The sequence below is a fragment of the Agromyces sp. NPDC055661 genome, assembly GCF_053618135.1.
This window is the reverse complement of record NZ_JBSHHC010000002.1, coordinates 931291-953608: the sequence shown is the minus strand read 5'-3', so window position 1 is coordinate 953608 and position 22318 is coordinate 931291. Positions and strand designations below refer to the sequence as shown.

23 protein-coding genes are annotated in these 22318 nt (G+C 69.4%); 12 read left to right on the top strand and 11 right to left on the bottom strand.

What is annotated here, in order from left to right:
- The first annotated feature begins 5 nt into the window (after positions 1-5).
- The 5 genes from ACWGO8_RS18020 (at position 6) to ACWGO8_RS18000 (ending at position 5139) form a co-directional block, all read left to right on the top strand.
- A complete protein-coding gene (locus tag ACWGO8_RS18020) occupies positions 6-1430 on the top strand; it encodes a M20/M25/M40 family metallo-hydrolase (RefSeq protein WP_452044330.1) in 1425 nt (474 codons plus the stop codon).
- 94 nt (positions 1431-1524) lie between these two features.
- Complete coding sequence (erpA, locus tag ACWGO8_RS18015) at positions 1525-1875, top strand: iron-sulfur cluster insertion protein ErpA (RefSeq protein ID WP_452044329.1); 351 nt, start codon at positions 1525-1527, stop codon at positions 1873-1875.
- A gap of 199 nt (positions 1876-2074) precedes the next feature.
- On the top strand, positions 2075-2977 hold the full coding sequence (gene ctaC, locus ACWGO8_RS18010) for an aa3-type cytochrome oxidase subunit II (RefSeq protein WP_452044328.1): 903 nt from the start codon (positions 2075-2077) through the stop codon (positions 2975-2977).
- Positions 2974-4710: an aa3-type cytochrome oxidase subunit I gene (gene ctaD, locus ACWGO8_RS18005; RefSeq protein WP_452044327.1), complete on the top strand. Its 1737-nt coding sequence runs from the start codon at positions 2974-2976 to the stop codon at positions 4708-4710. Before ctaC ends, ctaD begins: the two co-directional genes overlap by 4 nt.
- On the top strand, positions 4711-5139 hold the full coding sequence (locus tag ACWGO8_RS18000) for a cytochrome c oxidase subunit 4 (RefSeq protein WP_452044326.1): 429 nt from the start codon (positions 4711-4713) through the stop codon (positions 5137-5139).
- An 89-nt stretch (positions 5140-5228) separates the two neighbouring features.
- Here ACWGO8_RS18000 and ACWGO8_RS17995 read toward each other — a convergent pair whose 3' ends face one another.
- From ACWGO8_RS17995 to ctaE, 6 genes are read right to left on the bottom strand one after another with little or no spacing between them, the layout of a single operon-like run.
- Positions 5229-5924, bottom strand: coding sequence for a methyltransferase domain-containing protein (locus ACWGO8_RS17995; RefSeq protein WP_452044325.1), 696 nt, complete (start codon positions 5922-5924; stop codon positions 5229-5231).
- Between the two features lie 45 nt (positions 5925-5969).
- Positions 5970-6818: a methyltransferase domain-containing protein gene (locus tag ACWGO8_RS17990; RefSeq protein ID WP_452044324.1), complete on the bottom strand. Its 849-nt coding sequence runs from the start codon at positions 6816-6818 to the stop codon at positions 5970-5972.
- A 32-nt stretch (positions 6819-6850) separates the two neighbouring features.
- Entirely contained in the window at positions 6851-8461 is a 1611-nt protein-coding gene (gene qcrB / locus ACWGO8_RS17985) for a cytochrome bc1 complex cytochrome b subunit (protein ID WP_452044323.1), read from the bottom strand.
- Positions 8458-9534 (bottom strand): cytochrome bc1 complex Rieske iron-sulfur subunit, encoded by a 1077-nt coding sequence (qcrA, locus tag ACWGO8_RS17980; protein ID WP_376954667.1) that lies wholly within the window; start codon positions 9532-9534, stop codon positions 8458-8460. Before qcrA ends, qcrB begins: the two co-directional genes overlap by 4 nt.
- A gap of 39 nt (positions 9535-9573) precedes the next feature.
- Positions 9574-10368, bottom strand: a complete 795-nt coding sequence (gene qcrC, locus ACWGO8_RS17975) for a cytochrome bc1 complex diheme cytochrome c subunit (protein ID WP_376954668.1) — start codon at positions 10366-10368, stop codon at positions 9574-9576.
- 49 nt (positions 10369-10417) lie between these two features.
- Entirely contained in the window at positions 10418-11056 is a 639-nt protein-coding gene (gene ctaE / locus ACWGO8_RS17970; RefSeq protein ID WP_376954669.1) for an aa3-type cytochrome oxidase subunit III, read from the bottom strand.
- 131 nt (positions 11057-11187) lie between these two features.
- Between ctaE and trpD the strand changes: the two genes are divergently transcribed.
- A complete protein-coding gene (gene trpD / locus ACWGO8_RS17965; RefSeq protein WP_452044322.1) occupies positions 11188-12240 on the top strand; it encodes an anthranilate phosphoribosyltransferase in 1053 nt (350 codons plus the stop codon).
- A 58-nt stretch (positions 12241-12298) separates the two neighbouring features.
- On the opposite strand, the gene glpK is transcribed toward trpD, so the two are convergent.
- Together glpK and ACWGO8_RS17955 are read right to left on the bottom strand one after the other, a co-directional pair.
- A complete protein-coding gene (gene glpK, locus ACWGO8_RS17960; protein ID WP_452044321.1) occupies positions 12299-13819 on the bottom strand; it encodes a glycerol kinase GlpK in 1521 nt (506 codons plus the stop codon).
- Positions 13820-13942: 123 nt separating this feature from the next.
- A complete protein-coding gene (locus ACWGO8_RS17955; protein ID WP_452044320.1) occupies positions 13943-14725 on the bottom strand; it encodes an MIP/aquaporin family protein in 783 nt (260 codons plus the stop codon).
- A 231-nt stretch (positions 14726-14956) separates the two neighbouring features.
- On the opposite strand from ACWGO8_RS17955, the gene dhaK reads away from it, so the two are divergent.
- From dhaK to dhaM, 3 genes are read left to right on the top strand one after another with little or no spacing between them, the layout of a single operon-like run.
- Positions 14957-15958, top strand: a complete 1002-nt coding sequence (dhaK, locus tag ACWGO8_RS17950) for a dihydroxyacetone kinase subunit DhaK (protein WP_452044585.1) — start codon at positions 14957-14959, stop codon at positions 15956-15958.
- A gap of 12 nt (positions 15959-15970) precedes the next feature.
- Complete coding sequence (gene dhaL, locus ACWGO8_RS17945; protein WP_452044319.1) at positions 15971-16618, top strand: dihydroxyacetone kinase subunit DhaL; 648 nt, start codon at positions 15971-15973, stop codon at positions 16616-16618.
- Between the two features lie 2 nt (positions 16619-16620).
- Positions 16621-17343 carry a dihydroxyacetone kinase phosphoryl donor subunit DhaM gene (dhaM, locus tag ACWGO8_RS17940; protein ID WP_452044318.1) on the top strand — a complete coding sequence of 241 codons (723 nt, stop codon included), beginning with the start codon at positions 16621-16623 and terminating at the stop codon, positions 17341-17343.
- Between the two features lie 65 nt (positions 17344-17408).
- On the opposite strand, the gene ACWGO8_RS17935 is transcribed toward dhaM, so the two are convergent.
- Positions 17409-18173, bottom strand: a complete 765-nt coding sequence (locus ACWGO8_RS17935) for an SDR family NAD(P)-dependent oxidoreductase (RefSeq protein WP_452044317.1) — start codon at positions 18171-18173, stop codon at positions 17409-17411.
- A gap of 66 nt (positions 18174-18239) precedes the next feature.
- Between ACWGO8_RS17935 and ACWGO8_RS17930 the strand changes: the two genes are divergently transcribed.
- Positions 18240-18623 carry a hypothetical protein gene (locus ACWGO8_RS17930; protein WP_376954679.1) on the top strand — a complete coding sequence of 128 codons (384 nt, stop codon included), beginning with the start codon at positions 18240-18242 and terminating at the stop codon, positions 18621-18623.
- Positions 18624-18660: 37 nt separating this feature from the next.
- On the opposite strand, the gene ACWGO8_RS17925 is transcribed toward ACWGO8_RS17930, so the two are convergent.
- Positions 18661-19530, bottom strand: a complete 870-nt coding sequence (locus tag ACWGO8_RS17925) for an AraC family transcriptional regulator (RefSeq protein ID WP_452044316.1) — start codon at positions 19528-19530, stop codon at positions 18661-18663.
- A gap of 288 nt (positions 19531-19818) precedes the next feature.
- Between ACWGO8_RS17925 and ACWGO8_RS17920 the strand changes: the two genes are divergently transcribed.
- Positions 19819-20760, top strand: coding sequence for a patatin-like phospholipase family protein (locus ACWGO8_RS17920; protein ID WP_452044315.1), 942 nt, complete (start codon positions 19819-19821; stop codon positions 20758-20760).
- Between the two features lie 196 nt (positions 20761-20956).
- Positions 20957-21682: an alpha/beta fold hydrolase gene (locus tag ACWGO8_RS17915; protein ID WP_452044314.1), complete on the top strand. Its 726-nt coding sequence runs from the start codon at positions 20957-20959 to the stop codon at positions 21680-21682.
- Positions 21683-21802: 120 nt separating this feature from the next.
- Here ACWGO8_RS17915 and ACWGO8_RS17910 read toward each other — a convergent pair whose 3' ends face one another.
- A complete protein-coding gene (locus ACWGO8_RS17910; RefSeq protein ID WP_452044313.1) occupies positions 21803-22231 on the bottom strand; it encodes a cupin domain-containing protein in 429 nt (142 codons plus the stop codon).
- Positions 22232-22318: the final 87 nt, after the last annotated feature.

The following is a 22318-nucleotide window of genomic DNA, read 5'->3' as shown; positions in this document are numbered from 1 at the left end:
CCGGCATGACCCAGCCCCCTCCCACCGGATCCACGATCGCGCCCACCGAGACCGCCGAGGCGATCCGCAGCGCCGTGGACGCCGGCTTCCCCGCGACCGTCGCCGACCTCGCCCGCCTCGTGCGGATCCCGTCCGTCTCGTGGCCCGCGTTCGACCCGGCCCACGTCGCCGAGAGCGCCGAGGCCGTCGCCGAGCTGCTCCGCGGGACCGGGGTGTTCGAGCTCGTCGAGGTGCGACGCGCGGCCGTCGAGGACGGCTCGGAGCTCGGCCAGCCCGCGGTCGTCGCGAGCCGCCCAGCGCGCAACGGACGCCCGACGGTCCTCCTCTACGCACACCACGACGTGCAGCCGCCCGGGAAGGACGAGGACTGGGACACGCCGCCGTTCGAGCCCACGCAGCGCGGCGACCGCCTGCACGGCCGCGGCGCCGCCGACGACAAGGCGGGCGTCATGGCCCACGTCGGCGCCATCCGCGCGTTCGCCGAGGCGGCGGGCGACTTCGACCTCGGCATCGCCGTCTTCATCGAGGGGGAGGAGGAGTGGGCCTCGCGCTCGTTCGCGAACTTCCTCAGCGAGAACCGCGACCTCCTCGCCGCCGACGCGATCATCGTCGCCGACTCCGGCAACTGGGACGTCGAGACGCCGGCCATCACCGTCGCGCTCCGCGGCGCCGTCGCGTTCAACCTCCGGATCGACACGCTCGCGCACGCCTCGCACTCGGGCATGTACGGCGGCGCAGTGCCCGACGCGATGCTCGCCGGCATCCGCCTGCTCGACACCCTCTGGGACGCCGACGGCTCGGTGGCGGTCGAGGGCCTGCGCGACGCGGGACTCGAGACGCCCGCGTACGACGAGGCGCAGCTGCGCACCGAGGCCGGCCTCCTCGAGGGCGTCGCGCCGATCGGGAACGGCACCATCCTGTCGCGCATCTGGTCGCAGCCCGCGATCACGGTCACCGGCATCGACGCACCGGATGTCGCGAACGCCTCCAACACGCTCCTGCCCGGCATCCGCGTGCGCGTGAGCGCCCGCATCGCCCCCGGACAGGACGCCAAGGAGGCGTTCGCCGCGATCCGGGCCCACCTCGAGGCCAACGCGCCGTTCGGCGCACGCCTCGCCTTCGAGGACGTCGACACGGGCCAGCCGTTCCTCGTCGACACGAGCGGCTGGGCGGTCGCCGAGACGCGCGCGGCCATGGCCGAGGCGTGGGGACGCGAGCCCGTCGAGATCGGCGTCGGGGGCTCCATCCCGTTCATCGCCGAGCTCGTCGAGGAGTTCCCGGGCGCCCAGATCCTCGTGACGGGCGTGGAGGACCCCGAGTCCAAGGCGCACAGCCCGAACGAGTCGCTGCACCTCGGCGTGTTCAAGCGCGCCCTGCTCGCCGAGGCCCTGTTCCTCGCCCGGCTCCAGGCGCGCGGCGACGCGTCCTGACGACACGTGCGACGCCCAGAGTCCCTGCCGGACGCATACTCAGGATCCGCGGTTACCATTGATGCAGGCCCAACGTGTACCACCGAGGAGTGACATGAGCGACACGATCACCGACACGACGCACGGCGTGAAGCTGAGCGACCCCGCCGCCGACAAGGTGCGCAGCCTCCTCCAGCAGGAGGGGCGCGACGACCTGCGACTGCGCGTCGCGGTGCAGCCCGGCGGATGCTCCGGGCTCATCTACCAGCTCTACTTCGACGAGCGGCTGCTCGACGGCGACGCCGTCGTGGACTTCTCGGGCGTCGAGGTCGTGGTCGACAAGATGAGCGTGCCCTACCTCGACGGCGCCTCGATCGACTTCGAGGACACGATCCAGAAGCAGGGCTTCACCATCGACAACCCCAACGCGCAGGGCAGCTGCGCGTGCGGCGACTCCTTCCACTGAGGGTTCGTCGACTCCGCTCCCGAAGGGAGGCCGCCCGGGCGGCCTCCCTTCGGCGTTTCCGCAGGTGGTTTCGGGAATCCGCGCATCGGCCCCCGACACCGCCCCGGGGTGCACACCCCGGGGGTCGAGTCGGAGTAGGCTAGGGACCGATCACCGCGCTTCGCTGTGAAGCGCCTTCGAGTCTCCCGAAAGGTCACCGGTGCGCCACAATCGCCGTCTCCGATGGGCTGCAATCCCGATCGCAGCGTCGCTCAGCCTCGTCCTCGCCGGATGCACGCAGGCACAGCTGAACGGATTCCTTCCGGGGTTCGAGGAGGGCCAGCCTCCCGTCACCAACCACACCGAGCTCGTCTCCGGCCTGTGGGTGACGTCGTGGATCGTGCTGCTCGTCGTCGGCGTGATCACCTGGGGCCTCACGATCTGGGCCGTCATCGCGTATCGCCGGCGCAAGGGCCAGACCGGCCTCCCGGTGCAGCTGCGCTACAACATGCCGATCGAGGTCTTCTACACGATCGTCCCGCTGATCCTCGTGCTCGGCTTCTTCGCCTTCACGGCTCGCGACCAGGCGGTCATCGAGCACCGCTTCGCCGAGGACGAGATCGACGTCAAGGTCGAGGTCATCGCCAAGCAGTGGGCCTGGGACTTCAACTACGTCAAGGAAGACGTCTACTCGCCCGGCATCCAGGGCCAGCTCTCCGACGAGGGCCCCTCGGGCTCGCTCGTCCAGTCCGAGCTCCCCACGCTCTACCTGCCCGTCGGCAAGAACGTCGAGATCGAGCTCGAGTCGCGCGACGTGATCCACTCGTTCTGGGTCGTGGACTTCCTCTACAAGAAGGACATGTTCCCCGGCAAGACCAACTACATGTCGTTCGTCCCCGAGCGTGAGGGCACCTACGAGGGCAAGTGCGCCGAGCTCTGCGGCGAGTACCACTCGCTGATGCTCTTCAACGTCCAGGTCGTCTCCGAGGCGGAGTACGAGGACTACATCCAGTCGCTCCGCGACCTCGGCCAGGAGGGCCAGCTCTCCAACGAGTACGACCGCAACCAGAACCAGCCCGGCGCGGGCAAGCCCGAACTGAAAGAGGAGCAGGAAGCCGAATGAGCACCACGACCGCACCGGCTCGGCCGCAGTCGAGCAGCCTGCCGTTCGGCGCACCCAGGGTCGAGCGCAAGGGCAACGTCCTCGTCCGGTGGATCACCTCCACCGACCACAAGGTCATCGGGTACCTCTACCTGATCACCTCGTTCATCTACTTCTGCATCGGCGGCGTGATGGCCCTCATCATCCGCGCGCAGCTGTTCGAGCCCGGTCTCGAGATCGTCCAGACGCGTGAGCAGTACAACCAGCTGTTCACGATGCACGGCACGATCATGCTGCTGATGTTCGCGACGCCGCTGTTCGCGGGCTTCGCGAACGTGCTCATGCCGCTGCAGATCGGCGCACCCGACGTCGCGTTCCCGCGACTGAATGCGCTCGCGTACTGGTTCTTCAACTTCGGGTCGCTCATGGCCGTCGCCGGCTTCTTCACCCCGCAGGGTGCGGCGTCGTTCGGATGGTTCGCCTACCAGCCCCTTGCGTCGACCACGTTCTCGCCGGGCATCGGCGGCAACCTCTGGATGCTGGGACTCGGCCTCTCGGGCTTCGGCACGATCCTCGGCGCGGTGAACTTCATCACGACGATCATCACGATGCGCGCGCCCGGCATGACCATGTTCCGCATGCCGATCTTCACCTGGAACACGCTCGTCACGTCGATCCTCGTCCTGATGGCGTTCCCGGTTCTCGCGGCCGCGATCCTCGCCGCCGGTGCCGACCGCATCTTCGGCGCCCACATCTACGATCCCGCCAACGGCGGCGTCATCCTCTGGCAGCACCTGTTCTGGTTCTTCGGCCATCCAGAGGTGTACATCATCGCGCTGCCGTTCTTCGGCATCGTGTCCGAGATCTTCCCGGTGTTCAGCCGCAAGCCGATCTTCGGGTACAAGACGCTGATCTACGCCACCATCGCGATCGCAGCCCTCTCGGTCACCGTGTGGGCGCACCACATGTACGTCACCGGCTCGGTGCTGCTGCCGTTCTTCGCCCTGATGACGATGCTCATCGCGGTTCCGACGGGCGTGAAGATCTTCAACTGGATCGGCACGATGTGGCGCGGATCCATCACGTTCGAGACGCCATTGATCTGGTCGCTCGGCTTCCTCATCACGTTCGTGTTCGGTGGTCTCACCGGCGTGATCCTGGCGTCGCCGCCGCTCGACTTCCACGTCTCCGACACGTACTTCGTCGTCGCGCACTTCCACTACGTCGTCTTCGGCACGGTCGTGTTCGCGATGTTCGCGGGTTTCTACTTCTGGTGGCCCAAGTGGACCGGCAAGATGCTGAACGAGACCCTCGGCAAGTGGCACTTCTGGCTCCTGTTCATCGGCTTCCACACGACCTTCCTCATCCAGCACTGGCTGGGCGTGGTCGCGATGCCGCGCCGGTACTACTCGTACCTGCCCGAGGACAACATCACCTGGATGAACCAGCTGTCGACCATCGGGGCCGGCATCCTGGCGGTCTCGCTCATCCCGTTCTTCCTGAACGTCTACATCACCGCGCGTCGTGCGCCGAAGGTGACCGTGAACGACCCGTGGGGCTACGGCCGCTCGCTCGAGTGGGCGACCAGCTGCCCGCCGCCGCGCCACAACTTCACGTCCATCCCGCGCATCCGCTCCGAGGCGCCGGCGTTCGACCTCAACCACCCCGAGGCCGGCATCCCGGTGGGCATCGGTCCCGCGAAGGACGCCCCGCAGGCTCCGGTGTTCGACGCCGCGACGAAGGAAGTCAAGTAGATGCGCGCCAATGTGAACATGTTCTGGATCCTCGCGGGCTTCTTCGGATTCTCGGCGATTCTCTACGGCTTCTGGAGCGCGCTGAGCGGTGTTGAGCAGCACCCCGGCCCGGAGTGGGCCGGCACCGTCGCGCTGTCGCTCACGACCGTCCTGTCGGCGTTCATCGCCTTCTACCTCGGTCGGGTGCACAAGGCGCAGGGCGCCGAGCTTCCCGAGGACCGCATCGACGCCAACATCGACGACGGCGACGCCGAGCTCGGCTTCTTCAGTCCGTGGAGCTGGTGGCCGATCATCCTCGCGTCGGGCGCCGCGCTCGGCTTCCTCGGGCTCGCGATCGGGTTCTGGATCACGTTCATCGCGGTCCCGCTCGTCATCATCGCGCTCGTCGGCTGGGTGTACGAGTACTACCGCGGCAACTTCGCCCGCTGAGCGATCCCGTTCGAAGGGCCCGGCACCGCATGGTGCCGGGCCCTTCGTCATTCCGCGCGCCGCTGTGGCCTCGTCGGCGGCCGAGCAGGTCACGGGCGCCCGCCTGCGGGCGCACGGACCGCGGCCGGCTCGCGCACTGCCACGGCGATGTGCCAGCGCTTCGAGCGCTCGTAGCTGGTCAGCGAGAGGCCGTGGGCGCTGAGCACGGCCAGCATGGCCTCGGGGGAGTGGACGTAGCCCCGGTACCGGCGACCGGCGAGCGCCATCCAGGCGTTGCTCATCGCGACGGCGGCCCGGGTGAAGAGGTTCCGCGCCGGATGGCTGAACACCACCGCCGTCCTCGCATGGTCGGCGGCGGCGCCGAGGAGGCCCGCGAAGTCGGGATAGCAGCAGATCACGCGGTGCAGCAGCACGTAGTCCGCTCGTGCCACGTCGGCGCCGGATGCCGCGGCGAGGTCCACGCCGACGATCCGGGTGACGTGGCCGTCGACGCCACTCGCCCGCATGAGCTCGTCCGCCTGCTCCTCGTACGCGTCGGACAGCTCGAGGTTCACGGTCTCGGCCGCGCCGCGCGAGAGCAGCTCGAGCTGGAGCTCGCCGACGCCGCCGCCGACCTCGAGCACGCTCCTGCCCGCGAGGCCGAGCCCCGACAGGGCGTCGACGATGCGTCGCTCGGGCGCGGTCAGTCCGCGTCGAAGGTACCGGCGGGCGATGCTGCTGGCGAACCGCTCGTCGAAGATCTCCGAGTAGCGGCCGTCCTGCTCGGGCCCGCAGCATCCCGACATGCACCCAGTATGACGCCGACGACGCGCGACGGCGCCGGGGGGTCTTCAGCGGGCGTCGGCGGCGTGCTCGAACACCAGCACGTCGACGGAGACCGTGATCGTGCGGTCGTGATCCGGTGACGCCGGTCGGCGGTCGGGGTGATGCGCGGCAGGGCCCATGTCGCCGAGCAGCGCCTGTGTCGCGGCCGACGCCTCGAGTGCGTACGACACCTCCGTGCGTGCCCGACGCGCGAGCCCGTCCGCTCGGAAGCGGTCGGCCACCAGCTCGGCCTTCTCGGGGGGCACGTCGAGCATCGCGCCCTCTGCGCGCAGCTCGTGCAGGTGGTCGGCAGTCGGCACCACGACGACGATCACCCCACCGGGCCGGAGGATCCGCGCGAACTCGGGAGGATTGCGCGGCGCGAAGACGTCGAGGACGACGTCGGCGACGGCGTCGCGCAGGGGCAGCGGCCGCCACGTGTCGAGCACGACGCCCGTGGACCGGGCAACGGCGCGTCGGCTCATCCGCACCGCATCGACTGAGCGGTCGGCGAGCAGGAACTCGGCCGTGGGGAGTGCATCAGCGAGGAAAGCCGAGTAGTACCCGGTGCCGCAGCCGAGGTCGGCGATGCGCACGGCATCCGAGCCGCCGTCGATACCGGCAGCGCACACGGCGTCGGCGATCGCGGTCGCGATCGGTGCATACGCCCCGCTGTCGAGGAGCGCCGCCCGTGCGTCGAGCATCGACCGGTCGTCGCCGATCGTCTTCGGTGCCTTCGGCGGGAGGAGCGTGATGATGCCGTGCTTCGAGACGTCGAAGCGGTGTCCGGTCGGGCATCCGAGCGTGCGCTCATCGACCGCGTCGAGGTCGAGGAGACAGTTCGGGCACCGGAGCCATGTCGTGTCGATCGACATGGAACCGGTGCCCGAACGGGAGAGCGGTCGGCTCAGTGGTGCGACGAGTGGTGCGCCGCCTCGAGCTCGCCCTTCGTGACCGGCGCGATGCGGTCCTCGAAGAACCAGCGCGACAGGCCGGCCCGCATGCGCTGGCCGACGCTGATCTTGCCGCGCGAGTTCGGTCGGATCATCAGCGGCTCGTACGTCGTGAAGCTCACGAGGCGCCAGCGGTCGTACTCGTCGAGCGGCTGGTGGACCTCGATGAACTCGCCACCGGGCAGCTTGACGATGCGGCCCGACTCGTAGCCGTGCAGCACGATCTCGCGGTCCTTCTTCTGCAGGGCGATGCAGACGCGCTTCGCGATGAAGTAGGCGATGAACGGGCCGACGATCGTCGTGAACTGGAGCGCGTGGATGACGCCCTCCATGGTCAGCGAGAAGTGCGTCGCCAGGATGTCGGAGCTCGCCGCGGCCCAGAGGCTCGCGTAGAACGTGACGCCGGCGGCACCGATCGCGGTGCGGGTGGGCGCGTTGCGCGGACGGTCGGCGATGTGGTGCTCGCGCTTGTCGCCGGTGATCCACGCCTCGATGAACGGGTACGCGACGACGAGCAGGATGAAGATGCCGATCGCGATCAGCGGGACGAGGATGTTGAACGACCAGGTGCGGTCGAGCCACACGAACTCCCAGCCCGGCGGGATCAGGCGCAGCGCCCCGTCGGCGAAGCCGATGTACCAGTCGGGCTGCGTGCCCGCCGACACGGGGGACGGGTCGTAGGGTCCGTAGTTCCAGATCGGGTTGATCGTGAACATCGAGGCGATGAGCGCGATCACGCCCCAGATGATGAACATGAAGCCGCCGGCCTTGGCCGCGTAGATCGGCAGGATGGGCGGACCGACCGCGTTGCGCTCGGTCTTTCCGGGTCCGGCGTACTGCGTGTGCTTGTGCACGACCACCAGCACGAGGTGGATCGCGATGAGCGCGACGACGAGCGCCGGCAGCAGCAGGATGTGCAGCGTGTACAGGCGGCCGACGATCGCGCTGCCCGGGAACTCGCCTCCGAAGAGCAGGAACGAGGTCCAGGTGCCGATGATCGGGATGCCCTTGATCAGGCCGTCGATGATGCGGAGGCCGTTGCCCGAGAGGAGGTCGTCGGGGAGCGAGTAGCCGGTGAAGCCCTCACCCATCGCGAGGATGAAGAGGGTGAAGCCGATGATCCAGTTGAACTCGCGCGGCTTGCGGAACGCACCCGTGAAGAAGATGCGGAGCATGTGCAGGCCGATGGCCGCCACGAAGAGCAGCGCGGCCCAGTGGTGCATCTGACGCACGAACAGGCCGCCGCGGATGTCGAACGAGATGTCGAGCGTCGAGGCCATGGCCACCGACATCTCGACGCCCTTGAGGGGCACGTACGAGCCGTCGTAGTGGACCTCGGCCATCGAGGCCTGGAAGAAGAACGTCAGGAACGTGCCCGAGATGAGCACGACGACGAAGCTGAACAGCGCGATCTCGCCGAGCAGGAACGACCAGTGGTCGGGGAAGGCCTTGCGGCCGAGCTCCTTGACGAAGCCTGCGAGGCTCGTGCGCTCGTTGACGTAGACGGATGCGGCGGCCGTGAACGACCGCTTCTGCGTGCCGTTGGGGGAAGTGACGGTGCTCAACTGCGCTCCCAGAAGCTCGGGCCGACGGGTTCGGTGAAGTCGCTCTGCGCCACGAGGTAGCCCTCGTCGTCGACGGCGATGGGCAGCTGCGGCAGCGGGCGCTTGGCCGGGCCGAAGATGACCTCGCAGTGGTTCGCCACGTCGAACTGCGACTGGTGGCAGGGGCAGAGCAGGTGGTGGGTGTGCTGCTCGTAGAGGGCCACGGGGCATCCGACGTGGGTGCAGATCTTCGAGTAGGCGACGATGCCGTCGTACGACCACGACTCGCGGTCGGGCGCCTGGTTGAGCTCGCTGGGCTCGAGGCGCATGAGGAGGACGGCGGCCTTGGCCTTCTCCTCGAGCCGGCCGTGCTCGAGCTCGGCGAGGCCCTCGGGGATGACGTGGAACGCGCTGCCGATGGTGACGTCGGCAGCCTTGATGGGCACGCCCGACGGGTCGAGCGTGAGGCGCGTGCCCTTGGCCCACATGGTGTGGCTGAGCAGCTCGACGGGCAGCTGGTCCTGCGGGGCGAATCCACGGAACAGCACGACGGCGGGCAGCGGGAACACGAGGAGCGCGCCGATGAGGCTGTTGCGGATGACCGCCCGGCGGGAGAAGCCCGACTCCTGGTCGGAATCGGAGAACACCTTCGCGGCGGCGGCCTGCGTCTCGGGGGAGCCGCCGATCGGGTGGCGCTCGTCGGCGAGCTCCACCTCGGACATGACCGACTTGCCCCAGTGCACGACGCCGAAGCCGATGCCGAGCAGTGCGAGCGTCGCTCCGAGCCCGACGAACATGTTGTTCAGCCGGACCATGCCGACGTCGTTGGACTCGATCGGGAACAGCATGTACGCGGCGATCGCCCAGACGCTGCCGAGGATCGAGAGGTAGAAGAGCGTGTAGACGGTGCGCTGGGCGCGCTTGGCGCGCTTCGGCTCCTCGTCGACGACGCGGGGGCGGTGCGCCGGGAAGCCGGGGTTCTCGAACGTGTCGGTCGCGATGATCGCGGTGCCCGGCGAGACGGCGAGGTCGTGCTCGGCGTGCGACGAGTCGACGGCGGCGACGTCAGTGCCGCTGTGGTCGTCCTGTGCCATGGTTCTCCTTCTTAGCTGCTTCGGTGCCGGGGGCGTGTGCTAGTTGGACTTCGCCGTGATCCACACGGTGATCGCGACGATGGCGCCGAGACCGAAGATCCAGATGAACAGGCCCTCTGCAACCGGCCCGAGCGAGCCGAGCTCGAAACCGCCGGGCGAGCGGTTGTCCTGGACGTACTTGAGGTACGTGATGATGTCGCGCTTGTCTTCAGGCGAGATGTTCAGGTCGTTGAACACCGGCATGTTCTGCGGCCCCGTGACCATGGCCTCGTAGATGTGCACGCCCGACACGTCGGTGAGCGGGGGAGCGAACTTGCCCTCGGTGAGCGCGCCGCCGGCGCCGGCCACGTTGTGGCACATGGCGCAGTTGATGCGGAACAGCTCGGCGCCGTTCGCGGCGTCGCCGCCGCCGTTGACGAGGTGGTCGGCGGGGATGTCGGGGCCGGGGCCGAGGGAGGCGACGTAGTACGCCAGCTGCTTGACCTGCTCGTCGGTGAACTGCGGCGGCTTCTGCTGCGCCTGCGGACCCTGCATCTGCATGGGCATGCGGCCCGTGCCGACCTGGAAGTCGACCGCCGCAGCGCCGACGCCGATGAGGCTCGGACCCGTGCCGGTGCCCTGGGCCTCGAGGCCGTGGCACGTGGCGCAGTTCGCCTGGAAGAGCTTCTTGCCCTGCTCGATGGTCTCCTGCGACGTGGGCTCGCTCTCGGCCTGCGCCGCGGTGCCGGTGCTCAGGGCGGCGTACGCGCCGCCCGTGAAGACGAGGCCGAGCGCGAGGAGCGCGACGGTGGCGAGCGGGTGCCGGCGGCCGGTGCGTCGCTTCGAGCGGTTCATCAGTTTCTTCCTGTTGGCGGTCATGCGGTTCGGGCGCTCCAGCTGGCGACTATTTGAGGACGTAGATGACGAGGAACAGGCCGATCCAGACGACGTCGACGAAGTGCCAGTAGTACGAGACGACGATGGCGCTGGTCGCCTCGCGGTGGCCGAAGTTCTTCACCGCGAACACGCGGCCGATGACGAGCAGGAACGCGATGAGGCCGCCCGTGACGTGGAGGCCGTGGAAGCCCGTCGTGAGGTAGAAGGCCGAGCCGTACGCGTTGGAGTCGAGGGCGATGCCCTCGGAGACGAGCGTGGCGTACTCCCAGATCTGGCCCGCGACGAAGATCGCACCCATGGCGTAGGTGAGGAAGAACCACTCGACCATGCCCCACTGCGACGGCTTCCACCCGGTGGCGTAGGGCTGCAGCCGCTCGGCCGCGAACACGCCGAACTGGCAGGTGAACGACGAGAGCACGAGGATGATGGTGTTCGTCAGCGAGAACGGGAAGTTCAGTCGATTCGCCTCGAACTCCCACAGCTCGGGCGACGTCGACCGCAGCGTGAAGTAGATCGCGAAGAGGCCCGCGAAGAACATGACCTCGCTGCCGAGCCAGACGATCGTGCCCACCGCAACGGTGTTCGGTCGCTTGATCACGGGCGCGCTCGCCTGATAAGTGATTGAGGTGCTCGTCACGCTCCCCATTATGGCTGAAATCGGGGCTGAGTTTTCGTCATCCGGGGGAGTCGTGTCGGTGCTTTCGGGTTAGGCGACCCTCAGTTGCGGTGTGTGTCCGCCGCGAATCCGCCCTGAATCCCCGTCGCTAGGATCGGTGCATGCCCGAGCGACAGAATTGGCCCGCCGTCATCTCCACGCTCCTGGACGGTGAGGACCTCAGCGTCTCGGATGCTGCGTGGTGCATGGAGCAGGTCATGACGGGCACCGCGACCGACGCGCAGCTGGCCGGATTCCTCATCGCGCTGCGGGTGAAGGGGGAGACCGTCGACGAGATCGTGGGCTTCCGCGACGCGGTCCTCGAGCACGCGGTGCCGCTGGACGTCGACCCGATGGCGCTCGACATCGTGGGCACCGGGGGCGACCGCTTCGGCACGGTGAACGTGTCGACCATGGCCTCGGTGATCGCCGCGGCATCCGGCGTGCCCGTCATCAAGCACGGCAACCGGGCGGCGAGCTCGTCGTCGGGGTCGTCCGACGTGCTGGCCGCGCTGGGGCTCGACCTCGGCCTGCCCGCCGACCGCGTGGCGCAGGTGCTCGACGAGGCGGGCATCACGTTCGCGTTCGCCGGTGCGTTCCACCCCGGCTTCAAGCACGCGGGGCCCGTCCGCTCGCAGCTCGGCGTGCCGACGGTCTTCAACTTCCTCGGACCCCTCTGCAACCCGGCCCGACCCGAGGCGTCGGCGGTCGGCGTCGCCCACCTCGACCGCGTGCCCCTCATCGTCGGCGTGTTCCAGACGCGCGGCGCGACGGCGCTGGTGTTCCGCGGCGACGACGGGCTCGACGAGCTCACGACGACCGGTCACAGCCACGTCTGGGAGGTGTCCCGCGGCACCGTCAAGGAGCACGACCTCGACCCGCGCGAGCTCGGCATCCCGCGAGCGAGGATCGACGACCTGGTCGGCGGCGACGCCGCCCACAACGCCGAGATCGTCCACCGCGTCCTCGCCGGCGATCGCGGCCCGGTGCGTGACATCGTGGTGCTCAACGCGGCCGCCGGCCTGGTGTCGTTCGAGCTCGCGAAGGACCCGAGCCAGTTCCAGCGCGCCATCCTCGACCGGTTCCGCGACAAGATGGCGGTCGCCGAGGAGGCCATCGACAGCGGCGCGGCCGCCCGCAAGCTCGAGGAGTGGATCGCCGCCACGAAGGCCTGATCCGCTCCCGCGCACACGAACGGCCCCGCGGATGCCGCGGGGCCGTTCGCCGTTCGGATCACTCGTGCGAGACGTCCTCGTCGACCCAGTCGAAGGTCTTGCTGACGGCCTTCTTCCAGAGGCGCAGCTGGCGGTCGCGCTCCGCGTCCTCCATCTTGGGCTCCCACCGGGAGTCCTCCTGCCAGTTCGCGCGGAGGTCGTCGAGGCCCGACCAGAAGCCGACCGCGAGTCCAGCCGCATATGCGGCGCCGAGCGCGGTGGTCTCCGCGACCACAGGGCGAACCACCGGTACGCCGAGGATGTCGGCCTGGAACTGCATCAGGGTGTTGTTCGCGATCATGCCGCCGTCGACCTTCAGCTCGGTCAGGTCCACGCCGGAGTCGGCGTTGACCGCGTCGAGCACCTCGCGGGTCTGGAACGCCGTCGCCTCGAGGGCCGCCCGCGCGATGTGTCCCTTGTTCACGTAGCGGGTGAGACCCACGAGCGCGCCGCGTGCATCCGACCGCCAGTACGGCGCGAACAGGCCCGAGAACGCCGGCACGAAGTACGCGCCGCCGTTGTCGTCCACGGACTTCGCGAGCTCCTCGACCTCGGGGGCCGACGAGATGAGTCCGAGGTTGTCGCGCAGCCACTGGATGAGCGAGCCCGTCACGGCGATCGACCCCTCCAGTGCGTAGTGCGCGGGCTCGTCGCCGATCTTGTACCCGAGGGTCGTGAGCAGCCCGTTCTTCGAGTGCACGATCTCCGTGCCCGTGTTGAAGATCAGGAAGTTGCCCGTGCCGTAGGTGTTCTTGGACTCGCCGGGATCGAAGGCCGCCTGGCCGAAGGTCGCGGCCTGCTGGTCGCCGAGGTCGCCGGCGATCGGCACCTCGCGGAGCAGGCTCGACCCGTGGGCCATGCCGAAGACGCCCGACGAGGGCTTGATCTCGGGGAGCATCGACTTCGGCACGCCGAACGCGGCCAGGATGTCGTCGTCCCACTGCAGGGTCTCGAGGTCCATGAACATCGTGCGGCTCGCGTTGGTGACATCCGTGGCGTGCACGCCGCCGTCGACGCCGCCCGTCAGGTTCCAGATCACCCACGTGTCGGTGTTGCCGAAGAGCAGGTCACCGGCCTCGGCCTTCGCGCGAGCGCCCTCGACGTTCTCGAGGATCCAGACGATCTTCGTGCCCGAGAAGTAGGTCGCCAGCGGGAGGCCGACCTGTTCCTTGAACCGTTCGACGCCGCCGTCGGCCGCGAGGCGGTCGACGATGGGCTGCGTTCGGGTGTCCTGCCAGACGATGGCGTTGTAGACGGGCTGGCCCGTGTTCTTGTCCCACACCACCGCGGTCTCGCGCTGGTTCGTGATGCCGATCGCGGCGATGTCGTGTCGGGTGAGCTGCTTCTTGCCGAGGGCCTGGCCGATCACCTCGCCGGTGTTGCGCCAGATCTCCATGGGGTCGTGCTCGACCCAGCCCGGCCTCGGGAAGATCTGCTCGTGCTCGAGCTGCCCCGTCGACACGATCGAGCCCTTCTTGTCGAAGACGATCGCGCGTGTGCTCGTTGTTCCCTGGTCGATGGCCAGGACGTAGTCAGCCATGACTTCCTCTCAATGTTGCGGATGTCCCACCGGCGTCCGCGTCGGCGGGGGTGCACGCGCGTCGGCGCGTGCCGGGGGAAACGGAAGCGGGACCGACCCTTCAGGGCCGGTCCCGCGGGATGGTCAGGTGATGACCGGGAGGAGCAGGAGCGCGGCCCATCCGGCGAGGACGCCGCCGATGATCGGACCGACGACCGGGACCCACGAGTAGGACCAGTCGCTGCCGCCCTTGCCCTTGATGGGGAGGAAGGCATGTGCGATGCGCGGACCGAGGTCACGGGCCGGGTTGATCGCATAGCCGGTGGGACCACCGAGCGACACGCCGATGCCGACCACGAGGAGGGCGACGGGCAGCGCGCCGAGGGAGGCGAGGCCGGAGGCGTCGCCCTGACGCCCGAAGCCGATGACCACGAACACCAGCACGAAGGTGCCGATGATCTCGGTGATGAGGTTCCAGGCGTAGTTGCGGATGCCGGGGCCGGTCGAGAAGGTGCCGAGCTTCGGCGCCGGGTCGGGCTCCTCGTCGAAGTGCTGCTTGTAGGCGAGCCAGACGATGATCGCGCCGAGGATCGCGCCCAGCAGCTGCGCGCCGATGTACGCGATCACGGAGACGAAGTTGACCGGCACGGTGAGGCCGAGGCCGGCGTTGCCGAACTCGGTGGCACCGTTCGCGACGAGGCCCAGCGTGACGGCGGGATTGATGTGCGCGCCCGATGCATAGGCGACGATGACACCGGCGAAGACCGCGAAGCCCCAGCCGAAGGTCACCATGAGGAATCCGCCGTTGAAGCCCTTCGTCTTCGCAAGGGCGACGTTGGCGACGACACCGCAACCGAGGAGTACCAGCATCGCGGTCCCCACGAGTTCCGAGAGGAACAATATTCCGAGATTGTCCACGTCGACCATCCATCCTTTTCGCTTGGCCCGCAGGGCTTCGCCCAGGGGCGGAACACTGCCCACCATACTCAGGCCGTTCGGTGCGGGGAATGGGCGATTCGGATTTCGGGGAGAGTCCCCTCCGATTTGCCCGATGCCCTTACCTCGCGCGCCGCTTCGGGCGTAGGTTCATGGGGGAGTGCTGCGACGGCGCCGATGCATGGTCGCGCGGTGTCCGGCAGCCATGGTGAAGGGATGCCCGTGAAGAAGATCATCAACGATCCGAAGCGCGTCGTCGACGAATCGGTCGCCGGATTCGGCCTGGCCCACGCCGACATCGTCCGCGTCGAGATGGATCCGATCCATGTCGTGCGGGCGGACGCCCCGATCGCCGGCAAGGTCGGCATCGTCAGCGGCGGCGGCAGCGGACACGAGCCGCTGCACGCCGGCTACGTGGGCTTCGGCATGCTGGATGCCGCGGTGCCCGGTGCGGTCTTCACCTCGCCCACCCCCGACCCGATCCTCGCCGCCACCAAGGCGGTCGACGGCGGTGCGGGCGTGCTGCACATCGTGAAGAACTACACGGGCGACGTGCTCAACTTCGAGACCGCAGCCGACCTGGCGGCCGCCGACGGGATCACCGTGCGGGCGGTCGTCACGAACGACGACGTGGCCGTGAAGGACAGCCTCTACACGGCGGGCCGCCGCGGGGTGGCCGGCACCGTGCTGGTGGAGAAGATCGCGGGCGCGGCCGCCGAGCGCGGCGACTCGCTCGACGAGGTCGCCGACCTCGCCGAACGCGTCAACGCCAACGCGCGGTCGATGGGTCTCGCGCTCACGCCCTGCATCGTGCCGCACGCCGGCGAGCCGAGCTTCACGCTCGCCGAGGACGAGATCGAGATCGGCATCGGCATCCACGGCGAGCCGGGTCGCGAGCGCATCAAGCTCGAACCGGCCGACCGCCTCGTCGATCGCCTCCTCGAGCCCGTGCTCGAGGACCTGCCGTACTCCGGCGGCGACCGCGTCCTGCTGTTCGTCAATGGCATGGGCGGCACGCCGCTCATCGAGCTGTACCTCGCGTACCGCCGTGCGGCGGAGGTGCTCGCCGAGCGCGGCATCACGATCGCCCGGTCGCTCGTCGGCAACTACATCACGTCGCTCGAGATGCAGGGGATGTCGATCACGCTCCTGAAGCTCGATGACGAGATGATCGAACTGTGGGATGCGCCCGTGCAGACGGCTGCGCTCCGGTGGGGACGATAGAAGGAGGCATCCGTGGGTCTGGACATCACCTGGGCGGTGGACTGGGTCAGGCGAAGCGCTGACGTGATCTCCGAGCACCGCGTCGAGCTCATCACGCTCGACCGCGAGATCGGGGACGGCGATCACGGCGAGAACATGGATCGCGGCTTCCAGGCCGTGCTCCCGAAACTCGACGACCTGCCGGCCGGGTCCACCCCGGGCGATGTCCTGAAGCTCGTGGCGACCACGCTCATCTCGACGGTGGGCGGCGCGGCGGGTCCGCTGTACGGCACCGCCTACCTCAAGGGCGCCGTGGCCGCGGGGTCCGAGACGTCGCTCGACGGTCCGGCCATCGCCGCCGTGCTGACGGCGGCGCGCGACGGCATCGTGATGCGCGGCAAGGCGGAGTCGGGCGACAAGACGATGGTCGACGCCTGGACACCCGCCGTGGACGCCGCAGATGCGGCCGCGGCGAGCGGTGCGGATGCCGCGGCGGTCCTCGCTGCGGCGGCCGCCGCCGCGCGCGAGGGCGCCATCGCCACCGAGCCGCTCGTCGCCCGAAAGGGCCGTGCGAGCTACCTCGGCGAGCGCTCCGCCGGACACCGCGATCCGGGCGCCGAGTCGACCGCCCTGCTGCTGCAGGCCGCGGCCGACACGGCGTCGGCCTCGGCGGGGGCGTGAGGGTGGCGACTCCGGGAAAGGTCGGCGTCGTCTTCGTCTCGCACTCCGCGCGCATCGCGGAGGGCCTCGTGGAGCTCGCCCGTCAGATGGCGCCGTCGGCGGCCCTCGTGGCCGCCGGCGGCACCGACGACGGCCGCATCGGCACCAGCTTCGACCTGGTGAGCTCCGGCATCGCCGAGGCGGACTCGGGCGTCGGCGTCGTGGTGCTGTGCGATCTCGGCTCGGCGATCCTCACGACCGAGACGGCGCTCGACTTCCTCGACGACGAGACGCGCGAGCGCGTGCGCATCGTGGATGCGCCGCTCGTGGAAGGCGGGGTCGCCGCGGCGGTGGCTGCGGAGTCGGGTGACGACCTCGCGCAGGTGGTGAGTGCGGCGGAGTCGGCGCGCGGCGCCGGCGCCGGGGCGGCGGACATCGAGCTCGCGCAGGAGGCGGAGGCGAGTGCGACCGCGCCCGTGGCATCCGCTCACGCCCACTCGCGCACGGTGACGCTCGTGAACTCCGACGGCCTGCACGCCCGCCCGGCGGCCGAGCTCGTGAAGCTCGCGAGCACGTTCGGGCCGAAGGTCACGGTCAACGGGACCGACGCGAAGAGCCTGCTCAGCATCATGTCGCTCGGGCTCACGAAGGGCGCGACGGTCGAGATCGCGAGCGACGATCCCGAGGGCGGCGCGGCGGTCGAGGCGATCGCCACGCTGGCCGAGTCGGGATTCGGCGAGGCCTGACGCGTCCGTTCCGCAGGGAGAGGGGGCTCTCTCCAAAAAGAGAACGGACGTTCTCGTATGGTCGCCTAGTTGCCGCCGGCGACCCTGATGTCGGCGCCCGAGGTGTAGGAGGCGTCCGGCGACAGCAGGTAGGCGACCGCGCCCGCGATTTCGTGGACCTCGCCGGGGCGGCGCATCGGGATGCCGGGCGCACGTTCGTCGGGCGCGTTCGGACGACCGGCCGCCGCATGGATCTCGGTGCGCGTGGTGCCGGGGGAGACGGTGTTGACGCGCACGCCGACGGGGCCGAACTCCTTCGAGGCACCGGTCGTGAGCGCGTTGAGCGCGGCCTTGCTCATGGAGTAGGGGATGTAGGTGTTCGGTGCACCGGTGGTCGCGGCGCCCGAGGAGATGTTGACGATCGAGCCGCCCGCGCCGCCGCGGTCGGTCGCCATGTGGGCGATCGCCGCGCGGGTCAGCACGATCGGGGCGAGCACGTTGATCCGGAAGACCAGCTCGGACTCGTCGATCGACCCGTCGAGGAAGCCCCCGATGCGGCCGGTGATCCCGGCGTTGTTGACGAGGCCGGTGACGGCGCCGAAGTGCTCGACGGCCGCGGGCACCACGCTGGCTGCGGCATCCAGGTCGGCGAGGTCGACATGGAGCAGCAGGACACGGGCACCGGATGCCTCGCAGGCGCGCTGCACCGCCTCGGCCTCGTCGGCGCGCTCCCGGTAGGTGAGGACGAGGTCGTGGCCGTCGGCGGCGAGCCGTTCGGCGATGGCGGCGCCGATGCCGCGGCTCCCGCCCGTGACGATCGTGACCGGTCGGTTCGCGGCATCCGTGTGCATGCCACCACCCTACGAGGCGGCGCGGATGCTGGCGTGCCTCGGGGGAGCGGGCGTACCATCGGGCCCATGACACGCGACGCGGCGGCTCGCTCAGGCGACGGCAACGCCTTCTCCAGATTCTTCGTCCGGGTTGACAATGCGCTCGAGCCCATCTTCACGACGACACCGCTCGTCGACGACTCGCCGCCGGTCGATGAGCAGGAGCTGCGTTCGCGCCCGTGCCCGGTGTGCGGGCAGCCGATCTCCTCGCATGCGTTCGAGGAGACGAACGGGAACGTCATCATGGAGTGCCCGACCGACGAGCGGCTTCCCGAGCCGCTCGCCAACGGACCGCTCAACGAGTTCGGCATGCCCGCGACCGGGCGGCGGCTCGAGAAGTACGAGGAACGTCAGGCCCGCGAGGAGGCGGAGCGCGAGGCGCGCGAAGAAGCCGAGGCCGAGCGCGCCTAGGTCGGATGCTCTGGGGCCCGAAAGCGGCAGGCTCGGCTTACTCCGCTCGCTCCACCGGCAGCCACAGCTCGCACGTCGCCGTGCTGAAGTCGGGGGAGCGCTCGAGCACTGCGACCATCGATGGTCCTTCGCGCAGCCGCCAGGGATTGGACGGGAACCAGTCGGTCGCCGTCGCGGCCCACGTCGCCTGCAGCGCGGACGGATACGGACCGGCGATGCGGAACACCGCCCAGGTGCCGGCCGGTACCTCGATCGCGTCGAGGTCGTCGGGGGCGGTCGCGTCGGCGCCCACGGCGACGCCGTGGAGATAGGTCAACTCGGTGCCCTCGACGGAGTCGGGGTCGACGTCGTCGGTCACCTGGAGCAGCCCAGCCGGTTCCGTGTCGCCGAGCGTCTTGAGTCGCGCGTGCTCCGTTGCGGGCAGCGCGGCGATGTGCGCCTGGATGCGCGGATTCGCGCCGTGATGGATGAGCGGCACTCGTGCGGCGTGGCCGATGAGCCGGAAGGCCGGTCGGTCGGCGATGCGCGTGTCCATGCGGGTGTTCCCTTCGACGGTCAGGCGGAACCTGAGCTGCGGTTGTATGCGAAGGGGACCGCCGTCTCGGCGCACGTCGGCGGGGCTGACGCCGTGCACCGCCCGGAACGCCCGTCCGAACGCCTCGGTCGAGCCGTAGCCATAGCGGACCGCGATGCCCAGCAGGTCGCCGCCGCCGAGCACGTCGGCAGCGGCGACCGTCATGCGGCGCCGCCGGACGTATTCGGACAATGGCATCCCGGCGAGCGACGAGAACATCCTCCGGACGTGGTACTCCGTGGTGCCCAAGCTGCTCGCCAGGCCTGCGACGTCGAGGTCGTCGGTGAGGTGGTCCTCGACGACGTCGACGACGCGGTTGAGGATCGCGATCACGGTTCCTCCTTCGACACCCAGCCTGCCGGAGCGCGCGGGCCTGCACCCGATGATCGCGGTCCGATTCGATCGTGCCCCAGATAGCGTGCGCGCGGAACATCCCGGACCTGCTGTCGACCGTCGCCGCGCCGGGCCGCAAGCGGTAGGCTTCATGGGAACGTGACACGAGTCGAGGAGGTGAGCCCGATGCACGCAACGTCCATTCCGGGCGCTCCTTCGAGTTCACGATCGCGCGACTGACGCAGCGTCGCGGGGAGCGCCGCACTGCTCTCCCAGAAAGCGACGACCATGACTCCTTCCTCTCAGCTCCACGCGGAGCCGACCTCCGACGACGTCTCCGCGCACCCCACCCGCACCGCCCTGGTCCTCGGCGGGGGTGGATCGACCGGCAATGCATGGCTGATCGGGGTCCTCGCCGGCCTGTTCGAGGCCGGCGTCGACGTGACCGACGCCGACCTGACGATCGGGACCTCGGCCGGATCGACGGCCGCGGCGCAGGTGGCCGGCGCGACGCCGACCGAACTCTTCGCCGCCATCCTGGCCGCTGACCGCCAGCCGCGGCCGGGTGGGGGTGGGCCGCAACACGCGCGTGGCTCGGTCGGGGCGGTGTCGGACCACCTGGATCGCATGCGTGCGCTCATCGCCTCCGCCGCGGATCAGGCCGACCTGCGCCGCAAGGTCGGCGCGAGGGCGCTCGAACTGGAGGCGGCATCGGGCGGTTCCCGGCAGCCGCAGTGGCGCGCCACCGTCGCGTCGCGTCTGCCGAGTCCGGAGTGGCCAGGACGCAGCATCCTCATCACCGCCGTGGATGCCGAGACCGGTGAACCGGTCGCGTTCGACCGCGAGAGCGGCGTCGACCTCGTGGATGCCGTGGCCGCGAGCTGCTCGAGCGGCGCCGCCTACCGGATCGGCGATCGCGGATACATCGACGGCGGCTTCCGATCCAACGCGGAGAACGCCGACCTCGCACTCGGGTACGCACGGGTGCTGGTGCTCGCACCGTTCGGCGGACAGTCCCTGACGCCGGAATCCTGGGGCACGCATCTCGCGACGCAGGTCGACGAGCTTCACGCGCAGGGGAGCCGCGTCGAGACGATCATCCCCGAGCGCGATGCCGAGCAACTGTTCGGCCCGAACGCGATGGATCCGTCCCTGCGACTGCCCGCTGCGCGAGCCGGCTACGACCAGGGCCGAGCGCTTGCGTCGCGGATCGCCGAGTTCTGGGACTGACGCGCTCGCGGAGCCGGTGCGCCGTGCGTCCGCGTGGGGGAGACACCTGCGACGTCGGCCGTCCGATCCGGCTCGGGTCGGCCCGATTCACAGCGCCGGCCTCGCACGGAGGACCGTTCACGCGGAATTCGCTTGCCGCCCAGGGTGCGCGGGGCCTAACCTGCCAAGCACTTCCAACGTTATAGGAGAAGATGCCATGCCGACTCCAACCATCGTCCTCGTCCACGGCGCCTTTGCCGACGCCGCCAGTTGGGCACCCGTCACCCGCCTTCTGCTCGATCGGGGCCACACCGTCATCGCGCCGCCCCTGTACATGCGAGGCCTCGTTGCCGACGCCGCATCGCTCCGAGCTCTCGTCGAGCACATCGATGGCCCGGTCCTCCTCGCAGGGCACTCCTACGGCGGCGCGGTGACCACGATCGCCGGCGAGGCTGCCAACGTCGTCGGACTCGTCTACGTTTCCGGCTACGCCCTGGATGCCGGCGAGACCATCTCGAAGCTGCAAGGCGGCTTCCCTGACTCGGAACTCATCGCGAACCTCGTCTTCTCGCCGTTCCCCATCCCTGGCCAGGAGGACGGCTCCGACGTCTCCGTGAAGATCGACGCGTTCCCGCGGATCTTCGCTGCAGGCCTCGACCCGCGGGTCAGCGAAGTCCTCGCCGTCTCACAACGCCCGCTGGCCGCTTCGGTGTTCGAAGAAGCGGCGCCGGCGGCCGCATGGAAGACGAAGCCGGCGTGGGGGATCGTCTCGGCGGCGGACCACACCATCAACCCGGACGTCGAACGCTTCGGCTACACGCGCGCCGGCATCGCCGATGTCACCGAGCTCGAGGCGCCGCACCTGGTCATGCAGACCAACCCGCAGGACGTGGTCGACGTCATCGAGCGCGCCGTGGCCGGCAGCACCGACGCAACGAGCTGACTGAAACCGTTCTCCACGCTTTCGACACGTCTCTGCAAAGGGGGACCGTGGTGGAGACCGTGGTGGACGTGCAAACCGACATAATGTGCATTATCGGCGCGCGGCGGATTCACCGTCGATTCACCACGGCATCGGCCGATCCACGGCCCGCTCCGAGTCGTCCGGGAACTCCGGCAGCTCGGTGCCGCCGGCCCGGATGCACAACCAGCGCAACTGCTCGGAGCCGTCGGGCGCACAGCGCCACGTGCGCCAGACGCCCTGTCCGACCCGCACGAGCGTTCCTGCGCCGACGTCGACCACATCATCGTCCAGGCCCATCTGGCCGCGACCGCCGAGGAACACGTACAGTTCCTCGACACGCGCATGCCGGTGCCAGTAACCGGCTTCCTCGCCGGGCTCGAGCGCATTCGCCGTCACGCCGATGTACTGCATCGTGAGCTCGTGATCCACGACGCGTCGGCCGCCACGCGAGCTCTCGGGTCGGAATCCGCCGTAGTGCGAGCGCCAGTCGTCGAGCCCGCCGATCTCCAGGACCTCGTAATCCGTCACGTTCCCCACGATAGGGCGCCCACTCCCCTGTCCGGCGTTGATCATTGGGAAAGCGTTTGCCGAAGGATGCTGCGCCCCATCACCCGC